This is a genomic window from Rhizobium sp. 22-785-1 (genome assembly GCF_053521965.1).
The window spans coordinates 432,666-450,394 of record NZ_JBNWDI010000002.1 but is presented as its reverse complement, the minus strand read 5'-3'; the positions used below and the strand labels follow the sequence as shown (position 1 = coordinate 450,394).

Sequence of the window (17,729 nt, the reverse complement as noted above, 5' to 3'; positions counted from 1 at the left end):
ACGGCGCGATATCTGATCTACCAGCAGCAGGACGGCTTTCTTTAGCGCCGGCTTTCCCGGCAGACCGAAAGAGCAATTACCTCCTGGTGAATGATGGCTGATATCGAATACGCAAAGACCTTTTTCCAACAGAATCCCGACATCGAAATTCTCGAAGCCTTCGTCATAGATGCCAACGGCATTCCCCGAGGCAAGTGGATCCCGCGAGAGCGGGCGCTTGACGTGCTGGAAAAAGGCATGGCTGTTCCCCGTTCCGTCTATGCGCTGGATATCTGGGGCCGCGATGTGAACGCTGCCGGTCTGGCGGAAGGAACGGGTGATCCTGATGGCTTGTGTTTTGCCGTACCGGGAACGCTGTCGCGCGTGACCTGGCTTGGGCGACCCACCGCGCAAGTGCTGCTCGCTATGACCGAGCCGGATGGCGCGGGCTTTTTTGCGGATCCGCGCCATGTTCTGGCCCAGGTGCTGTCCAGCTTTACCAAGCGTGGCTTAACCCCGGTTGTGGCGACCGAACTTGAATTCTATCTGATCGATCCAGTCCGGTCCGCGCTAGATCCCGTTCGACCGCCCAACAGCCGGGAAGGGCGCTGGCACACAGGCCAGACTCAGGTTCTTTCAATTTCAGAACTTCAGGATTTCGAAGATGTCTTCCACGACATCGCGACGGCCTGCCGCGCCCAGAATGTGCTGGCCGACACCACGCTGCGGGAAAATGGCCCCGGCCAATATGAAATCAATCTCAATCACGTGCCCGATGCGCTACAGGCGGCGGATTTCGCCGTCTTTCTCAAACGGATCGTCAAGGGTGTCGCTCGCAAGCATGGGCTCGATGCAACCTTCATGGCCAAACCCTATGGCACTCAGGCAGGCAACGGCATGCACGTGCATTTCTCCGTTCTGGATAAGGATGGAAGAAATATCTACATGGGTGAAGATGGCCCTTCCGAAGCGCTGATGCACAGCGTTGGAGGCCTTCTGGAGAATATGGGAGAAAGCATGGCGGTGTTTGCACCGCACGCCAATTCCTATCGCCGCCTGCGCCCAAGCGAACATGCTCCCACCTATGCGTCATGGGGCTTCGATAACCGCTCTGCCGCGGTGCGCGTCATCACCGCCAGCAAACCTGCCACCCGCATCGAACATCGTGTGGCCGGCGCGGATACCAACCCATATCTTGTACTCGCCATGATCTTGAATGCGGCTCTGTCCGGCATGCGGGAGAAGCGCCAGCCCGGCGGCGCGATTGCTGGCGATAGCCACGCCATCAATCATGAGCCGCTGCCGACCAACTGGGACTACGCGGTACAGCGCTTTGGCCGCTCCAGCTTCGCCTATGCCACGCTCGGCCAGCGCTACAGAACGCTCTATGCGGCCTGCAAGCAGCAGGAAATTTCAGAATTCTCTCTTCGCGTCACCGATGTGGAATATGACGCCTATATCAGGACGGTGTGAATCATGGCTCACGTGACGGCGCTTCCCAACCCCGGGCATACAACCTCCTGGTATGCGGCTTCTGCCAATGACAAGACGGTACGCCCGACGCTCGAAGGCGAGATGCATGCGGATATCTGCATTATCGGCGCTGGCTTCACAGGCATGTCCGCGGCACTCGAGCTTGCGGAAAAAGGCTTCTCGGTCATCGTACTGGAAGGCACGCGCATCGGTTTTGGTGCATCCGGGCGCAATGGCGGGCAGATCGTCAATGGTTACAGCCGCGATCTGGAAACAATTGCGGGCCGCTATGGACACGAGAAAGCGGTTAAACTCGGTGAGATGTCGCTTGAAGGCGGCCATATCATTCGCGAACGGGTGGCGAAATACGGCATCGACTGCGACCTGGTGGATGGCGGTTTCTTCGCAGCCTTCACGCCAAAGCAGATCAAGGAAATGGAAGCCAACAAGGCCCATTGGGAGAAGCATGGGCATTCCGGGCTGGAAATGGTGTCCAAGGCTGAGGTCGGTAAATATGTGAACTCCGACCGCTATGCCGGTGGCATGATCGATCGTTTCGGCGGCCATATCCATCCGCTGAACTACGTGCTCGGTGAGGCGGCCGCGATTGAAAAACTGGGTGGCCGCATTTTCGAAAACTCCAGGGTAATTGGCGTCGACAAAGGTGCGAATCCGACAGTCAGGACCGCTCATGGCAAGGTCACGGCAAAATATGTGCTGGTCTGTGGCAATGCCTATCTCGGCAAGCTCTTGCCGGAAATCGGCGACCGGATGATGCCGGTGTCCAGCCAGGTGATGGCAACGGAGCCGCTCGATGCTGGCCTGATCGAAAACCTGCTTCCGGCAAACTACTGCGTCGAAGATGCCAACTACATTCTCGATTACTATCGTCGCACCTCCGACAATCGCCTGCTCTATGGCGGCGGTATCGGTTATGGCGGAAGCGATCCAGCCGATCTGACGAGCGTCATTCGTCCCAACATGCTCAAAACCTTTCCGCAGTTGAAGGACGTGAAGATCGACTTTGCCTGGAGCGGTAATTTCGCGCTGACGCTCACGCGCATTCCGCATATGGGGCGCCTGTCGGAGAACATCTATTTCTCCCACGGCGATAGCGGCCATGGCGTAACGACAACGCAATTGCTCGGACGCATTCTGGCAGAAGTCGTTTCCGGTCAGGCAGGACGCTTCGATGTCTGGTCGTCGCTGCCGAATTTCCCATTCCCAGGCGGCAAGACGTTCCGCGTGCCGCTCACCATGCTGGGTGCGTGGTGGTATGGCCTGCGTGACAGGCTCGGACTATAATACCTAAGGTCACTGATGGTGGCCGATTTCCAGGCCACCCCTGTCGGGCCGGTCGATTCTGGCGTTCGGACGTTGTCGAAAATCCTCGCCGGATCTTGTGGTCCGACTGCGGTCTTCTCCTAGCCGAACAACAAAAGCGATCCGGTCGAATGGGGAAGCATCAGTGATCTTTGGTATCAGGCCTTCAGCCCGGTCAGAGCTCGCTCGACGATCTCGTCGGGTGTGGCATCGATATTGACGGTCACGACGCCCGGTTCGCCGGTCGGGACTTCCAGCGTGTCGAGTTGCGTCTTCAAAAGTGAAAGCGGCATGAAGTGGCCTTTACGCGCACCCATGCGCCTGGTCAGAAGCTCGACGCTGCCTTCCAAAAAGACAAAGGCCAACGGTCCGCCGCAAGCGGTCCGCAGCCGGTCGCGATAGGATTTTTTCAGAGCCGAGCATGAGATCACCACGCCGCCGGCCTCGTAGCCTTGGCGTAGCTCTGCACCCACAAGATCGAGCCAAGGCCAGCGGTCCTCGTCGGTCAACGGAATACCAGCACTCATCTTCTCGACATTGGCTTTGGGATGCAGCCTGTCCCCCTCTTGAAACGGGATACCAAGCTTTTCCGCAAGCTCCGCGCCGACTGTGGATTTGCCGCAGCCGCTAACGCCCATCACGATGATTGCATGTTTCACGCAGAAAGCCTTTCATGATTAGAGCATCGGGCCTGATAGTCTCGAAAAGCGCGACGCGGTTTGGCGCGTCCGTCAGGACGCAGGGCGCTTTAGCAAGACCGCGAAGATAAGAAAATCGTTTTTATCAGGCATGGCTTCACAACCGCCCGGATCGCGTTGTTGAAATGGCAATATCCACATGCGTAGAATCCATGATCGCTCGCCGTAGTCTCTGCATGCCGAGGCACCATGACCATACAAAGACGCCGCAATATCATCAAGGCAAGACGCACCGGAATGGGGCTTTCGCTGGTGGCCGCCATTTCATTCGTCGCGGGAATGACGGACGCCGTCGGCCTGGTCATGTCAGGTGATTTCGTGTCGTTCATGACGGGGAACACGACGCGCGCGGCAATTGCCCTTGAGGCCGGGCAGTATGATCATGCGTGGAAGCTTCTTCTCGCCATCGCCACTTTCGTCGCGGGCAATGCCGCAGGCATCATTATAGCCCATTCGTCGCACCGCCGTATCTTCACCGTACTTTGCTCGGTCGCCATTATGTTGGCAGTGGCAGCCCTGTTGCAGACCTCGCAATTGAAGCCCTTCGACTTCTATCTGATCGTCTTCGCCATGGGCACCATCAACGCGGCAGTCGAGCATATAGAAGGTCTGCCAATAGGGCTGACCTATGTGACGGGCGCTCTTTCGCGCTTCGGTCGCGGCATCGGCCGGTTTATTCTAGGGGAGCGCAAACGCGACTGGACGATCCAGCTCGTTCCTTGGATCGGCATGGTATCCGGAGCAATCAGCGGCGCCATCCTCGCCAGCGCAGTGCCGAAAAGCGCGCTTCTCGTCGTCAGCCTCTTGGTGTTCTTTGTGGCGCTGGCGAGCATGCTGATGCCACGCTCGCTTAGGAGCCGCTATAACCAGAGGGTTGCGATCACGCGTTTTCCCAATCGCGTTTGACGCTTCACTTGCGTGAAAGCGTCACGAAGGCCGTTCCGCGGACGCGAACCGTCATTTCACACGGCGCGCTGTCAGTGCGCTCGCAATAGCGCGGATGCATTTTCAGCACAAAGACCATGTTGCCGAAACGCTGAATGAAGTCATAGCCGTAGATCGTCGCAGTGGCGATCAACAGATAGCCGCCTTCCTTGACCTGAACGTAGAAATTGTAAGGGCAGCCATCGTCATTGCAGGTGGTGCTCTTGTGGCCGTCGCAGGTCAGTGCGCCGCGATTGGTCACTGCATCGATCAGGCCATCATTGTTGATGTCTATCCGCGAAATGAAGTCCGGCCCGAATTCGGCGACCTTGCATTGTTTCTGAAAAAAATTCTTCTCGTAGATTTCGGGATCGCTGAGAAGCTCCTGTTGCGCCAGCACCGGGACTGCCAGGCTAAAAAGCGCGAAAAGGCAAAACATGGAGGAGAGGAGACGTCTCAAGGCAAATATCCTTCATGATGATAGCCGCTTATCCCTTGTGTAGCGAAAGCGATCTGCTTTAGCCGCAAAGCCTGTCGCGATCCCGCAGCATCGCTCCCACGCTTTGAGGTGGTGTTTCGTCCATCGCCGCCGCGGCAAAACCGGCTGAAGATCTTGCGTCGGTCACGCACGCGGCGTGTCCATTAGCAAAACCGCTTCACCTTTACCGGATTTGCGTTATGGATGGCGCAGGCATGGTTTTGTCGATGTGTATAATCAGCCGTGCTTGCGTCACACTGACCGACCGCGAAATTGAGGAGCGCCTCTCAATGTCACTTCTGGCTTTTCTCGATTATGCGGGCGTTGCCGTTTTTGCTGCGACGGGCGCTCTCGCGGCTTCGCGCAAGCAGCTGGATTTTATCGGATTCATGTTCTTTGCTGCGGTCACCGGCATTGGCGGCGGCACGTTGCGGGACCTGGTCCTTGGTCGTGCCCCGGTGTTCTGGGTGACTAATCCCACCTATATCCTTGTCTGCGTAGGCGTGGCTGCGGTCGTCTATTTCACCGCGCATCTCTTCGAATCCCGTTATCGCCTGCTGATCTGGCTCGATGCCATCGGGCTTTCGGCCTATTGCGTCATGGGCGCAGCCAAAGGGCTCGCGGCGACGGGTTCTCCAACCGTTGCCATCGTCACCGGGACGATGACGGCCACGTTCGGCGGCGTGTTGCGCGATATTCTGGCTGGCGAGCCGTCCGTTCTGCTGCGTCCGGAAATCTACATCAGCTGCGCGCTTGCGGGTGCCTGCGTGTTCACCCTTGTGCATTTCCTTGGCGCACCCCTGATCGTGTCGTCGTCGGCAGGTGTCTTGACGGCTTTTAGCATCAGAAGCGGAGCATTGATCTTCGGCTGGACATTTCCGCCTTACAGATCGCGCCCCGGACGGCCACCGGAAGACGTCATGTAAATCTTGGGTTCTGATCACGACATGCGACAAAACGAGGACCTAAAGCGCATGATGCGAATTTGACGATCGCGGTACGCTTTAAAAGTCTGCGGAGCGAACCTCCGAAACGATAAAGGCACCTCGCGGTGCCTCATGACGCCATTTGTGATGCAAGCGCACCATTAGCTGTCTTTACGCCGCAGACGGATTACCACGTCCACATGGGCGATTTCCATTCCCTGCGGGGGCTCGGGAAGATTGCTGATCTCAAGATTGTTCACGGGAATATCCAAGACCTCGTTTTCACCCTCGACGAAGAAGTGATGGTGATCCGAAACATTGGTGTCGAAATAGGTTTTCGCCCCCTCGACCGCCAGCACGCGGATCAGGCCTGCTTCGGTGAATTGATGCAGCGTATTGTAGACCGTTGCCAGGGATACGGGCACGCCGGCGGTAACAGCCTCGTCATGCAGTTCCTCGACCGTCAAATGACGGTCACCCTTGGCGAACAGCAAATCGCCGAGCGCAATGCGCTGGCGTGTCGGGCGCAGGCCGAAGCGGCGTAGCCGTGTTCCAATGTCCAAGGTGGCGTCGAATGCCATCGGTCCGGGTTCCTGAGAACGGTTATAAAGTACGTCTTGAGGATGCATATATCTTTTAAGGGCAAGGCTTTCAATAGTTTCCAGCGGAGCGGTCTGTCCTGTTGGCGCCAAAAGGGCCGTTTTTGCAATTTTCCTCTGGTTCCGTCCTTACGCTTCCTGTATGCGGGCGCCATATTGGGAACGGGCTTAGGGCAAGTTGGTCTACTCTGAATATGTATGCTGCCCTTGTGGCGCTTCATTTTGAGCTTAACTTGCTTTACAGAAGTCTAGAAACACGACGAGACGGGAAACGGAAAGAATGGCAACGAGGCAATCCAGCTATAATTACGAGGAAATTCTGGCGTGTGGCCGCGGCGAGCTGTTCGGCCCAGGCAATGCTCAGCTTCCTCTGCCTCCCATGCTGATGGTTCATCGTATCACTGAGATTTCCGAAACCGGCGGTGAGTTCGACAAGGGCTTCATCCGCGCGGAATATGATGTAAGCCCGGACGACTGGTACTTCCCCTGCCATTTCCAGGGAAACCCGATCATGCCTGGCTGCCTTGGCCTCGACGGCATGTGGCAGCTGACCGGCTTTTTCCTCGGTTGGCTGGGTGAACCTGGCCGCGGCATGGCGCTGTCGACCGGGGAAGTGAAGTTCAAGGGCATGGTTCGTCCTGAAACCAAACTCTTGCAGTATGGCATCGATTTCAAGCGCGTGATGCGCGGCCGGCTCGTGCTCGGCACCGCCGATGGCTGGCTGAAGGCCGATGGCGAAACCATCTATCAAGCGACGGACCTCCGCGTTGGTCTGTCTAAGGAAAAGACCGCCTGACGTCTTTAGCGAGACGGGCGCCACTCGCGCCATCTGCGGCAAGCTCTAAGAAAAGGTCACCTTCATGAGAAGAGTTGTAGTCACCGGCCTCGGTATCGTTTCATCGATCGGCAGCGACGCGGGCGAAGTCACGGCTTCCTTGAGAGACGCAAAGTCCGGCATTTCGTTCTCGCCAGACTTTGCCGAACACGGCTTCAAGTGCCAGGTCTGGGGCAAGCCATCGCTAGACCCGACCGATCTGGTAGACCGCCGCGCCATGCGCTTCCTCTCCCAGGGCGGAGCGTGGAACCATGTTGCGATGAAGCAGGCGATCGCCGATTCCGGCCTGGAAGAAAGCGATATCAGCGGCAATGAGCGCACCGGCATCATCATGGGTTCGGGCGGTCCGTCCACGCGCACCATCGTCGAGGCATCCGACATCACGCTGAAGAACAACAGCCCCAAGCGCATCGGCCCGTTTGCCGTGCCGAAGGCCATGTCGTCGACGGCATCTGCAACGCTTGCCACATGGTTCAAGATCCACGGCGTCAACTACTCCATCTCGTCGGCCTGCTCGACGTCTGCGCACTGCATCGGCAATGCGGCTGAGATGATCCAGTGGGGCAAGCAGGATGTGATGTTTGCCGGCGGTCATGAGGATCTCGACTGGTCCATGTCGAACCTGTTCGACGCTATGGGCGCGATGTCTTCCAAGTATAACGACACGCCTTCGGTCGCTTCGCGCGCCTATGACGTCAACCGCGATGGCTTCGTGATAGCCGGCGGCGCAGGCGTTCTGGTTCTGGAAGAGCTGGAACATGCCAAGGCCCGCGGCGCAAAGATCTATGCCGAGATCGTCGGCTACGGCGCAACCTCGGACGGTTACGACATGGTCGCTCCCTCCGGTGAAGGTGCCATCCGCTGCATGCGCCAGGCGCTTGCGACGGTGACGGGCGATGTCGATTACGTCAATACCCACGGCACCTCCACGCCTGTGGGCGACAGCAAGGAAATCGGCGCGATCCGCGAAGTCTTTGGCGACAAGATCCCGCATATCCAGTCGACAAAGTCGCTGACGGGCCACTCGCTCGGCGCCGCCGGCGTTCAGGAGTCGATCTACGGTTTGTTGATGATGCAGGAGCGCTTCATCGGAGAAAGTGCCCATATCGAGACACTCGATCCGGAGTTCGATGGCGTTCCGATCGTTCGCAAGCGGATCGATGACGCCAAGATCGACACCGTGCTTTCCAACTCGTTCGGCTTCGGCGGTACCAACGCCACGCTCGTCTTCCAGCGCTATAACGGATAATTGCCCATGAACGGCATCATGCAGGGTAAACGCGGCCTCATCATGGGCGTCGCAAACAATCACTCTATCGCCTGGGGTATCTCCAAGGCGCTGGCCGCGCAAGGCGCGGAACTGGCTTTCACCTACCAGGGAGAGGCGCTTGGCAAGCGCGTGAAGCCGCTCGCCGCAGAGCTTGGCTCCGATTTTATCGTGCCCTGCGATGTCGAAGATATCGCGTCCGTAGACGCGCTTTTCGAGGCGCTGCGTGAGCGTTGGGGTTCGATCGACTTTGTCGTTCATGCCATCGGCTTCTCCGACAAGAATGAGTTGAAAGGTCTCTACGCCGATACCACGCGCGAGAATTTCAGCCGCACGATGGTCATCTCCTGCTTCTCCTTCACCGAAATCGCCAAGCGGGCTGCAGGTCTGATGACAGATGGCGGTTCCATGTTGACGCTGACCTATAATGGGTCGCAGCGTGTTATTCCGAACTACAATGTCATGGGTGTCGCCAAAGCGGCTCTCGAGGCCTCGGTGCGCTACCTGGCGGCCGATTACGGTCCGAAGGGTATTCGCGTCAACGCCATTTCGGCAGGTCCCGTTCGTACGCTGGCAGGTGCCGGTATCTCGGATGCCAGAGCTATCTTTGCCTGGAACCTGAAGAACGCGCCGCTTCGGCGCACAGCCGATATCGACGATATCGGTGGATCGGCACTTTATCTCCTGTCGAACCTCTCCCGCGGCGTGACGGGCGAATGCCACTATGTGGATTGCGGCTATAACATCACCTCGGTGCCGACACTCGAAGAACTCCGTCGAGCTGACGCTGACTGAGCCTCTCTCGCCTGAAGCGTGTTGATTTTCACGCTTTCAGGCTCGTGACCATCGCATTTTTCCAAGCCCGGCCTAGCCGGGCTTTTCGCATTGGCGCGCGATCCAGCGGCATGGATAGATGCTGAAAATTGGCACATGCCGCAAATGCAAACCTTTCGGACAAGGAAATATAAACAAAGCCTCCATAATGATCTTTCCAGGTGACAATTCCTCAAGATCAGTTTCCGGCAGAGATAGAAAAACGTCATGCAAAGGCCAATGTTGCAAAAGGCATTATCTGGCAGGCTGATCCGTTCCCGCGACGGCGCCACAGCGATAGAATTTGCCCTTTTGGCACTGCCATATTTTCTGGTCGTCTTTGCGATTATCGAAACATTCATCGCGCTGATGGGCGAGCAGCTTTTCGTTAATGCGACCGATACGATGGCGCGAAAGTTGCGCACGGGGCAGATCAGCAGCACGATTACCAGAGAAGATTTTCGTCGGGCCTTCTGCCAGGAAGTCTCGATACTCGTCACCTGCCCTGAAGACGAGATCAAAACCCCATCCAAGCTCTATATCGATCTTCGGCAATTCAATAGCTTCGCAGATATGCCCGCGGCCATTCCACTGATCAAGACCGGCGATTACTACGATCTCAATACGTCGACCTTTGGCTTTAAGCCCGGTGGATCTGGCACGATCAATATGCTGCGCTCCTACTATCGCTGGCAGGTCATGACGGATCTCATTCGTCCCTATCTGACGAAAATCCGCCCGGCCGATGGCTCGATGCCCTCCCATTTTCTCATCGTTGCGACGGACGCCTATCGCAACGAAAGCTACTAGTGAGCGGATATGACGATTAAATCTCGGCTATCGCATATAGGGACAGGCGGAAATTTTCGTCGCTTCGCCAGGGACAAAAAAGGCGTCGGCGCAATCGAGTTCGCAATCATCTTCCCACTGCTCGTTTCCCTCTATCTGACTTCATTTGAACTAACTCTGGGCTTCAGCGTCTATAAGCGGGCGACGCGGTCTGCTGGAACGATAGCGGATAACGTTTCTGCGCAGTCGAGCGTCACCAAGGCTTATCTGAAGACGATGAAAAATCTCGCTGCCACGATATTGAGCCCCTATAGTGTTGATGGAATGAAGTTGAAGATCACGGGCATCGCGATCGACGCCAACCAGGTTGCGACGGTCGCTTGGTCCTGGGATCAGGATGACGGGCGCCCATATACGCTCGGTGCGCGCGTGGACGTACCGGCGAACTTGCGCTCGGCCGCCGACTTTCTCGTTCATGCAGAATTCTCGGTGCCGCACGAACTCCTGACTGTCATGCCGACATTGTCTTCCAATTTGAAGACGATCACGATCAGTCGCGATTACTACTTCGCCAAGCGCGAGGGAGACCCCATCGTTTGCGGTGACTGCTGACGATGCGAAGCACGTCGAGGGGTTCGGCAACAGTAGCGGCAAACAAACGGCGGGCGAGGCGGCTTTAGAACACCTAGAATATTCGAACAGGTGTTAGAGGCAGTTATGGCGCCTGCCCCCCGTTTCTCCACTTCTGTCTTCGTGCATGTGCAGGTCGGCTTCAGGCACGCTTCACTGAAACAATTCTGGTGGGTTGAAACAATAAAGCTGCGGAACCGAAGGGTTCCGCAGCTTTGCTTCTAGAGGCAGGTCTTTACTGTCAGCGTGATCAGGCTGGCATATCGAGTTTACGGCTGAAGAACAGCGCCACGATTGTGCAAGCCGCGCCGGACAGCAGATAGAGACCGACAGCGAACAGGCCGAACTTGGACGAGAAGCCAAGCGCCACCAACGGTGCAAAACCGGCGCCGATCAGCCACGAGATATCGGAGGTGAGAGATGCACCGGTGTAGCGATATTCCCGGCTGAAGCGGGACGCGAGCGCTCCGCCAGCCTGGCCGAAGGAGAGGCCAAGGAGCGAAAAGCCGATCAGCACGAAGAGGTAACGGCCGATGTCGCCGGATGCCATCAGGATCGGCGCCACGAAGCTGAAGATGCCGATCAGCGTTGCCGCAATCACCAGCAACTTGCGGCGACCGATACGGTCGGCAAGCGCGCCGGAAACGACGATCATTCCACCGCCGATGATCGCGCTGATGAACTGGACGAAGAGGAAGTCCGACAAGCGCTGCTGCGTATGCAGAACCACCCAGCTGATCGGGAAGACCGTAACGAGGTGAAAAAGAGCAAAGCTCGCAAGAGGCACGAACGCGCCGGTAATGACGACACGCGCCTGTGTACGCAGCATTTCGAACATGGGTTTCGGTTCAAGTTCATGCTGCGCCAGCATGGCCTGGAACTCAGGTGTCACGATCATACGCAGCCGTGCAAAAAGAGCCAGAACATTCAGTGCCAAGGCGACGAAAAAGGGGAAGCGCCAGCCCCAGCCAAGAAATTCCGGGTTGGACAGCTGCGTCACGAAGATGATGAAGAACGCGCTGGCAAGGCCAAAGCCCATGGCCGCACCGATTTGAGGCATCATCGCATACCAGCCACGCTGCCTTTCGGGCGCGTTCATGGCGAGAAGCGACACAAGGCCATCCCATGCGCCACCGAGACCGAGACCCTGACCAATACGGAACACCGCCAGCAGGATCGGCGCGATGACGCCGACATCACTATAGGAGGGCAGGAAGCTGATCGCCATGGTTGAGCCGCAGAGGGTAAAGAGCGCAGCGGTCAGCTTGACGGCGCGCCCGAACTTTCGGTCGATCTGCAGGAAGATGAGCGAGCCGATGGGTCGCGCTACGAAGGCGAGCGAGAAAACCGCGAAGGAATAAAGGGTTGCCGTCAGTGGGTCCGCAAATGAAAAGAAGACGTAAGGGAAGACCAGAACGGAGGCGATTGCATAAACGAAAAAGTCGAAAAACTCCGTCATTCTCGCCAGAATGACAGCCATTGTGATACGGTCAGGGTCAACCGCGACAGGAGCCTGACCCGAAGGGGCACCAGAGCCCGGAAAAGTCGAAGCGGTGTCAGTATAGCTCATGATAATCCCTCCTAGATATTCCGAACCATGCCATAACGCAGGCGGCTCCTCATCCGTTGCGTTACATGCGGCGGATTGTCACACACTGCACTTCAAGCGTCAAACGGAATTGCCTGAAATTCCTTGCAGATCCGATGCCGTTTAGGGTATTTGTAAGATCAATGGCGATCTTCGCATCCGGGTGTCATTGTTGCAGCGCAAAACGCCGCTGCACCGCGACAAAATTACACATTTATTAAATGACATTTGGCAACTAATTCCAGTCCATACCGAATAATCGAGTTGAAGAACGTGCGCACGATCAAGAAACTTACCGCGGCCCTTGCGGGCCTTTCGTCGTTGCTGCTGCTCAGCGGCTGTGACCTCGTCGTCATGAACCCCTCGGGCGATGTCGCCCGCCAGCAGGCAGATCTGATCATCACTGCCACGGTTCTCATGCTGTTGATCATTGTTCCGGTCATCGCTCTGACAATCTTCTTCGCCTGGAAGTATCGCGAAGCCGCCAAGGCCACCGATTACGACCCCGAGTGGCACCACTCCACACGTCTGGAAATGGTCATCTGGTCGGCACCTGTCGCCATCATTCTGATGCTTGGCACCGTCACCTGGATCGCTACCCACCGTCTAGACCCATATCGTCCGCTCGATCGCATCGATGAAACCCGTGAAGTAACACAAGAGGTCAAGCCGCTGACGGTCGAAGTCGTCGCCATGGATTGGAAGTGGCTGTTCTTCTATCCCGAACTTGGCATCGGCAGCGTCAATGAATTCGCAGCCCCTGTCGACGTTCCGATCAACTTCAAGATCACCGGCACGACAGCAATGAACTCCTTCTTCGTGCCAGCGCTTGCCGGTCAGATTTACGCCATGGGCGGCATGCAGACCAAGCTTCACGCCGTGATCAATCGCGAAGGCGTCTATGACGGCTTTTCGGCGAATTTCTCCGGTCCCGGATTCTCGCATATGCGCTTCAAGTTCCATGGCCTTAGCCAGCAGGGCTTCGATCAATGGGTGGCCAAGGTCAAGGATGGCGGCAAGCCTTTCGGTCGGATGGAATATCTGGACTTTGCCAAGCCGAGCGAACGCAACCCGGTCGAATACTTCGCCAATGTCGATCCCGAGCTTTACGACGCCATTCTCAATCGCTGCGTCGAGCCGAACAAGCTGTGCATGCGCGACATGATGCATGTCGACGCCAATGGCGGCGGCGGCAAGGAGGGCATCGATATCGCCAAGGCGTTGAACTCCGTCGTCTGCACTCCGCTTTCGCCTTACGGTGTGGCCACCGGTCCTGGCTCCCTGCCTGCCACGATCGAAGGCCAGACCTTCGAGCCGGCTGCGCTGCCGCAGGTCAAGGCGCAAGCAGCCGCTGCTCCAGCCGACGCTGGCTGACATTGAAATGATTGTCTGCGGCGCGCTATCGCGCCGCCCTTAAGATTGAAGCAAGAGGCTAAAATGGTCGCCACCACCGATCAAACGTCGTTCCTGTTCGGGAAACTGACGTGGGAATCCATCCCGCTCCACGAGCCCATTCTCATTGTCACCTTCATTGCGGTGGCGATCGGCGGCGCAGCCGTCCTCGGTCTCGTCACCTATTTCCGCCTTTGGGGTTATCTTTGGAAGGAATGGTTTACATCGATCGACCATAAGAAGATCGGCATCATGTACATCATTCTGGCCCTCGTCATGCTTTTGCGCGGCTTCGCCGACGCGATCATGATGCGTGTCCAGCAGGCGATCGCCTCTGGTGGAGCGGAAGGCTACCTTCCGCCGCACCACTACGACCAGATCTTCACCGCGCACGGCGTCATCATGATCTTTTTCATGGCCATGCCGATGATCACCGGTTTGATGAACTACGTCGTGCCTCTACAGATCGGCGCGCGCGACGTGTCCTTCCCTTTCCTCAACAACTTCTCCTTCTGGATGACGACCGCAGGCGCGGTGATCACCATGATCTCGCTCTTTATCGGTGAATACGCTCAGACCGGCTGGCTGGCCTATCCGCCATTGTCTGGCATCGAGGGAAGTCCGAGCGTTGGCGTCGACTACTATATCTGGGGTCTGCAGATCGCTGGTGTGGGAACGACCTTGTCGGGTATCAACCTGATCGTCACCATCATCAAGATGCGCGCCCCTGGCATGACCATGATGCGCCTGCCGATTTTCGTCTGGACGTCGCTGTGTTCCAACATCCTGATCGTGGCATCCTTCCCGATCCTGACCGGCACGCTCGCCCTGCTGACGCTTGACCGTTATCTTGGCATGAACTTCTTCACCAATGACCTTGGTGGCAATCCGATGATGTACGTCAACCTCATCTGGATCTGGGGTCACCCTGAAGTCTACATCCTGGTTCTGCCGGCCTTCGGTATCTTCTCGGAAATCGTTGCGACCTTCTCCCAGAAGCGCCTCTTCGGCTACACCTCTATGGTTTACGCAACTGCCGTCATCACCATCCTGGCCTATGTCGTGTGGCTGCACCACTTCTTCACCATGGGTTCTGGTGCCAGCGTCAACGCCTTCTTCGGCATCACGACGATGATCATCTCGATCCCGACGGGCGCGAAAATCTTCAACTGGCTCTTCACCATGTATAAGGGCCGGATCAAGTTTGACGTCCCGATGCTATGGGCGGTCGGCTTCATGATCACCTTCGTCATCGGCGGTATGACCGGCGTTCTGCTCGCGGTTCCTCCGGCTGACTTCGTACTGCACAATTCGCTGTTCCTGATCGCTCACTTCCACAACACGATCATCGGCGGCGTGGTCTTCGGTGTTCTGGCCGGTATCGTCTACTGGTTCCCGAAAGCCTTCGGCTTCCGTCTTGATCCGTTCTGGGGCAAGATGTCCTTCTGGTGCTGGTTTGTCGGCTTCTATGTTGCCTTCATGCCGCTCTACGTTCTCGGCCTGATGGGTGTGACCCGTCGTCTCAGCCAGTTCGAGGACACGTCCTTGCAGATCTGGTTCGTGATCGCTGCGATCGGCGCAGCCATCATTGCCGTCGGCATCGCTTCCTTCCTGCTGTCGATCGTCTTCGGATACCTGAAGCGCGAGCAGTTGCGCGACGTCACGGGCGACGCCTTCGATGGTCGCACGCTGGAATGGTCGACGTCTTCTCCGCCACCTGCCTATAACTTCGCCTTCACGCCGGTCGTACACGATGTCGATGCCTGGGCGGACATGAAGAAGCGTGGCGCTGAGCGTCCTGTGGAGGGTTTCATCCCGATCCACATGCCGAAGAACACGGGCACGGGCGTCATCATCAGCGCCATCAGCGTCGCTCTTGGCTTCGGTCTGGTATGGCATATCTGGTGGCTTGCCGCTGCAAGCTTGCTCGCGATCATCGCGGTCTCGATTGCCCACACCTTCAACTACAATCGCGACTACTACATTCCGGAAACGGATGTGGCGGAAGTCGAAGCAGCGCGCACCAAGCTGCTGGCAACTCAGGCGTAACTCATGTCTCAAGCACCCGCACAGACCGCCGACAGCGCGGAAAAGCCGGTCTTCTACCTGAAGGAAGACCATCATCCGGAAAACGGCACCTCGCTCGGTTTCTGGCTCTATCTGATGAGCGACTGCCTGATCTTTGCAACGCTCTTCGCAACTTATGCCGTTGTCGGCCGCAGTTATGCGGCTGGTCCTTCGGGCGCGGATCTCTTCGATCTCAAGTTGGTTGCGATCAACACCGGCTTCCTGCTCTTCTCCTCCATCACCTATGGCTTTGCCATGCTGGAAGCGCAGAAGAAGAAGGTCAATTCGACACTGCTCTGGCTCGCCATTACCGGTGTCTTCGGTCTCTGCTTCCTCGGTCTTGAACTCTATGAGTTCCATCACCTGATCGAAGAGGGTGCCGGCCCGCATCGCTCCGCCTTTCTGTCCGCCTTCTTTGCGCTGGTCGGCACCCACGGCCTGCACGTCACCTTCGGCGTGATCTGGCTGGTCACGTTGATGGTGCAAGTCAAGAAGTTCGGCTTGCACGCGGAAAACATGCGTCGCCTGACATGCCTTTCGATGTTCTGGCACTTCCTCGACGTCATCTGGATCGGCGTCTTTTCCTTCGTCTATCTGGTTGGAGTTCTGTGATGAGTTCGAACACGCATTCACACGACCACGCGCATGGTCATGCCGATCATGGGGACGATCATCACCATGAGAGCGGCGAGGATCATGGCTCCTTCAAGAGCTACATGATCGGCTTCATACTGTCGGTTATCCTCACTGCCATTCCCTTCTGGCTGGTGATGGGAGACGTTCTGGAAAGCCGCACCGCTACTGTGATCATCATCATGGCCTTTGGCGTGGTTCAGGTCTTCGTCCATATGATCTACTTCCTGCACATGAACACCAAGTCGCAGGGCGGCTGGACCTTCATGTCGCTGCTCTTCACGCTGGTCGTCGTCATGATCGCGCTCGTCGGCTCCCTCTGGGTCATGTACAACATGAACAAGAACATGATGCCGACCATGACGATGGAGCAGATGAAGAATCTGCCGTGACGCACCGGTTTTAATAATGAAGATCCGCGCCTGAATACGGCGCGGATCATCCCTCCGAGCAGACACATAACCCCATGAATCGGAGAGCGGATTCATGGGGTTATGTGTTTGAGCATGACGCTCTTGAGGAACACACCATGCAGACCCCAATCCAAACGGAAGGCAAAATGCGCATTCGCCCCGCCGTCGTTGTCGTCGTTCTGATGACTGTCATTCTTACAGGCATGTTATTGGCGCTCGGCACCTGGCAGGTGAAGCGACTGTCTTGGAAGCTCGATCTCATTCAGCAGGTAGAAGAGCGGGCCCATGCAGAGCCCGTAGACGCGCCGCCGCAATCGCAATGGGCAACACTGACCGATCCTTCGACATATGAGTACCGTCGCGTCCGGCTGACGGGCGTCTTCCGCCATCAGGATGAGGTGCAGGTCTATACGGTGTCCGATCTTGGACCGGGCTTTTGGGTCTTGACCCCTTTGCAACGCGATGACGGCTCCGTAGTGATCGTCAATCGCGGCTTTGTGCCAACCGACAAGCGAGACCCGGCTACGCGTCTTGCAGGCGAATTACCAGCCCGCGTAGACGTCATTGGTCTCATGCGGGCGCCGGAAACCGGTGGGCTCTTCCTGCGCACCAATGATCCTCAGAACAATCGCTGGTACTCACGCAATATTGCCGAGATCGCCAAGGACAAGTCGCTTGGCGATGTTGCGCCTTTCTATGTGGATGCCGATGCGACGCCAAATCCCGGCAACTTGCCGATTGGCGGCAAGACCATGCTGACCTTTCCAAACAACCATCTCTCCTACGCCATCACGTGGTACGTTCTGGCCGCAATGACCGTTGCTGCTGGCTGGTACGTGACCCGCAATCTGAATGCGCCGAAGCGTAATGAGGGGGATGACGCAGACGGTCCTTCCCAATAA

At 57.1% G+C, this 17,729-nt stretch carries 18 protein-coding genes; 14 read left to right on the top strand and 4 right to left on the bottom strand.

Annotated elements, in window-relative coordinates; genetic code table 11:
* Window positions 1-90 precede the first annotated feature (90 nt).
* Both ACQZ5M_RS06895 and ACQZ5M_RS06890 read left to right on the top strand, forming a co-directional pair.
* On the top strand, window positions 91-1,452 hold the full coding sequence (locus ACQZ5M_RS06895; protein WP_296015957.1) for a glutamine synthetase family protein: 1,362 nt from the start codon (window positions 91-93) through the stop codon (window positions 1,450-1,452).
* Between the two features lie 3 nt (window positions 1,453-1,455).
* Window positions 1,456-2,757, top strand: a complete 1,302-nt coding sequence (locus tag ACQZ5M_RS06890; RefSeq protein ID WP_296078686.1) for an NAD(P)/FAD-dependent oxidoreductase — start codon at window positions 1,456-1,458, stop codon at window positions 2,755-2,757.
* A 176-nt stretch (window positions 2,758-2,933) separates the two neighbouring features.
* On the opposite strand, the gene ACQZ5M_RS06885 is transcribed toward ACQZ5M_RS06890, so the two are convergent.
* A complete protein-coding gene (locus ACQZ5M_RS06885) occupies window positions 2,934-3,413 on the bottom strand; it encodes a gluconokinase (RefSeq protein ID WP_449079368.1) in 480 nt (159 codons plus the stop codon).
* A gap of 249 nt (window positions 3,414-3,662) precedes the next feature.
* On the opposite strand from ACQZ5M_RS06885, the gene ACQZ5M_RS06880 reads away from it, so the two are divergent.
* Complete coding sequence (locus ACQZ5M_RS06880; RefSeq protein ID WP_449079307.1) at window positions 3,663-4,379, top strand: YoaK family protein; 717 nt, start codon at window positions 3,663-3,665, stop codon at window positions 4,377-4,379.
* Window positions 4,380-4,383: 4 nt separating this feature from the next.
* Here the strand turns inward: ACQZ5M_RS06880 and ACQZ5M_RS06875 are convergent, their stop codons facing one another.
* Window positions 4,384-4,836 carry a hypothetical protein gene (locus ACQZ5M_RS06875; protein ID WP_296016028.1) on the bottom strand — a complete coding sequence of 151 codons (453 nt, stop codon included), beginning with the start codon at window positions 4,834-4,836 and terminating at the stop codon, window positions 4,384-4,386.
* A 329-nt stretch (window positions 4,837-5,165) separates the two neighbouring features.
* Between ACQZ5M_RS06875 and ACQZ5M_RS06870 the strand changes: the two genes are divergently transcribed.
* Entirely contained in the window at window positions 5,166-5,801 is a 636-nt protein-coding gene (locus tag ACQZ5M_RS06870) for a trimeric intracellular cation channel family protein (protein WP_296015961.1), read from the top strand.
* A 161-nt stretch (window positions 5,802-5,962) separates the two neighbouring features.
* On the opposite strand, the gene irrA is transcribed toward ACQZ5M_RS06870, so the two are convergent.
* A complete protein-coding gene (gene irrA, locus ACQZ5M_RS06865; protein ID WP_296015963.1) occupies window positions 5,963-6,382 on the bottom strand; it encodes an iron response transcriptional regulator IrrA in 420 nt (139 codons plus the stop codon).
* Between the two features lie 298 nt (window positions 6,383-6,680).
* On the opposite strand from irrA, the gene fabA reads away from it, so the two are divergent.
* From fabA to ACQZ5M_RS06840, 5 genes are all read left to right on the top strand, one after another.
* Complete coding sequence (gene fabA / locus ACQZ5M_RS06860; RefSeq protein WP_296015964.1) at window positions 6,681-7,196, top strand: 3-hydroxyacyl-[acyl-carrier-protein] dehydratase FabA; 516 nt, start codon at window positions 6,681-6,683, stop codon at window positions 7,194-7,196.
* Between the two features lie 64 nt (window positions 7,197-7,260).
* Window positions 7,261-8,484 (top strand): beta-ketoacyl-ACP synthase I, encoded by a 1,224-nt coding sequence (gene fabB / locus ACQZ5M_RS06855; RefSeq protein WP_296040883.1) that lies wholly within the window; start codon window positions 7,261-7,263, stop codon window positions 8,482-8,484.
* 6 nt (window positions 8,485-8,490) lie between these two features.
* A complete protein-coding gene (gene fabI, locus ACQZ5M_RS06850) occupies window positions 8,491-9,297 on the top strand; it encodes an enoyl-ACP reductase FabI (RefSeq protein ID WP_296040882.1) in 807 nt (268 codons plus the stop codon).
* Between the two features lie 246 nt (window positions 9,298-9,543).
* Window positions 9,544-10,125: a TadE/TadG family type IV pilus assembly protein gene (locus ACQZ5M_RS06845; RefSeq protein ID WP_449079305.1), complete on the top strand. Its 582-nt coding sequence runs from the start codon at window positions 9,544-9,546 to the stop codon at window positions 10,123-10,125.
* Window positions 10,126-10,134: 9 nt separating this feature from the next.
* Window positions 10,135-10,716 (top strand): TadE/TadG family type IV pilus assembly protein, encoded by a 582-nt coding sequence (locus ACQZ5M_RS06840; RefSeq protein ID WP_449079304.1) that lies wholly within the window; start codon window positions 10,135-10,137, stop codon window positions 10,714-10,716.
* A gap of 268 nt (window positions 10,717-10,984) precedes the next feature.
* Here ACQZ5M_RS06840 and ACQZ5M_RS06835 read toward each other — a convergent pair whose 3' ends face one another.
* Window positions 10,985-12,304: an MFS transporter gene (locus tag ACQZ5M_RS06835; protein ID WP_296015975.1), complete on the bottom strand. Its 1,320-nt coding sequence runs from the start codon at window positions 12,302-12,304 to the stop codon at window positions 10,985-10,987.
* A gap of 300 nt (window positions 12,305-12,604) precedes the next feature.
* On the opposite strand from ACQZ5M_RS06835, the gene cyoA reads away from it, so the two are divergent.
* From cyoA to ACQZ5M_RS06810, 5 genes are all read left to right on the top strand, one after another.
* Window positions 12,605-13,696: a ubiquinol oxidase subunit II gene (cyoA, locus tag ACQZ5M_RS06830; RefSeq protein ID WP_296101667.1), complete on the top strand. Its 1,092-nt coding sequence runs from the start codon at window positions 12,605-12,607 to the stop codon at window positions 13,694-13,696.
* Between the two features lie 63 nt (window positions 13,697-13,759).
* Window positions 13,760-15,763, top strand: a complete 2,004-nt coding sequence (gene cyoB / locus ACQZ5M_RS06825) for a cytochrome o ubiquinol oxidase subunit I (protein WP_296101563.1) — start codon at window positions 13,760-13,762, stop codon at window positions 15,761-15,763.
* Between the two features lie 3 nt (window positions 15,764-15,766).
* Complete coding sequence (gene cyoC, locus ACQZ5M_RS06820; RefSeq protein ID WP_296040874.1) at window positions 15,767-16,393, top strand: cytochrome o ubiquinol oxidase subunit III; 627 nt, start codon at window positions 15,767-15,769, stop codon at window positions 16,391-16,393.
* Window positions 16,393-16,806, top strand: coding sequence for a cytochrome o ubiquinol oxidase subunit IV (gene cyoD, locus ACQZ5M_RS06815; protein WP_296105598.1), 414 nt, complete (start codon window positions 16,393-16,395; stop codon window positions 16,804-16,806). The genes cyoC and cyoD overlap by 1 nt, the downstream gene beginning before the upstream one ends.
* Window positions 16,807-16,943: 137 nt before the next feature.
* Window positions 16,944-17,729, top strand: coding sequence for an SURF1 family protein (locus tag ACQZ5M_RS06810; RefSeq protein WP_449079303.1), 786 nt, complete (start codon window positions 16,944-16,946; stop codon window positions 17,727-17,729).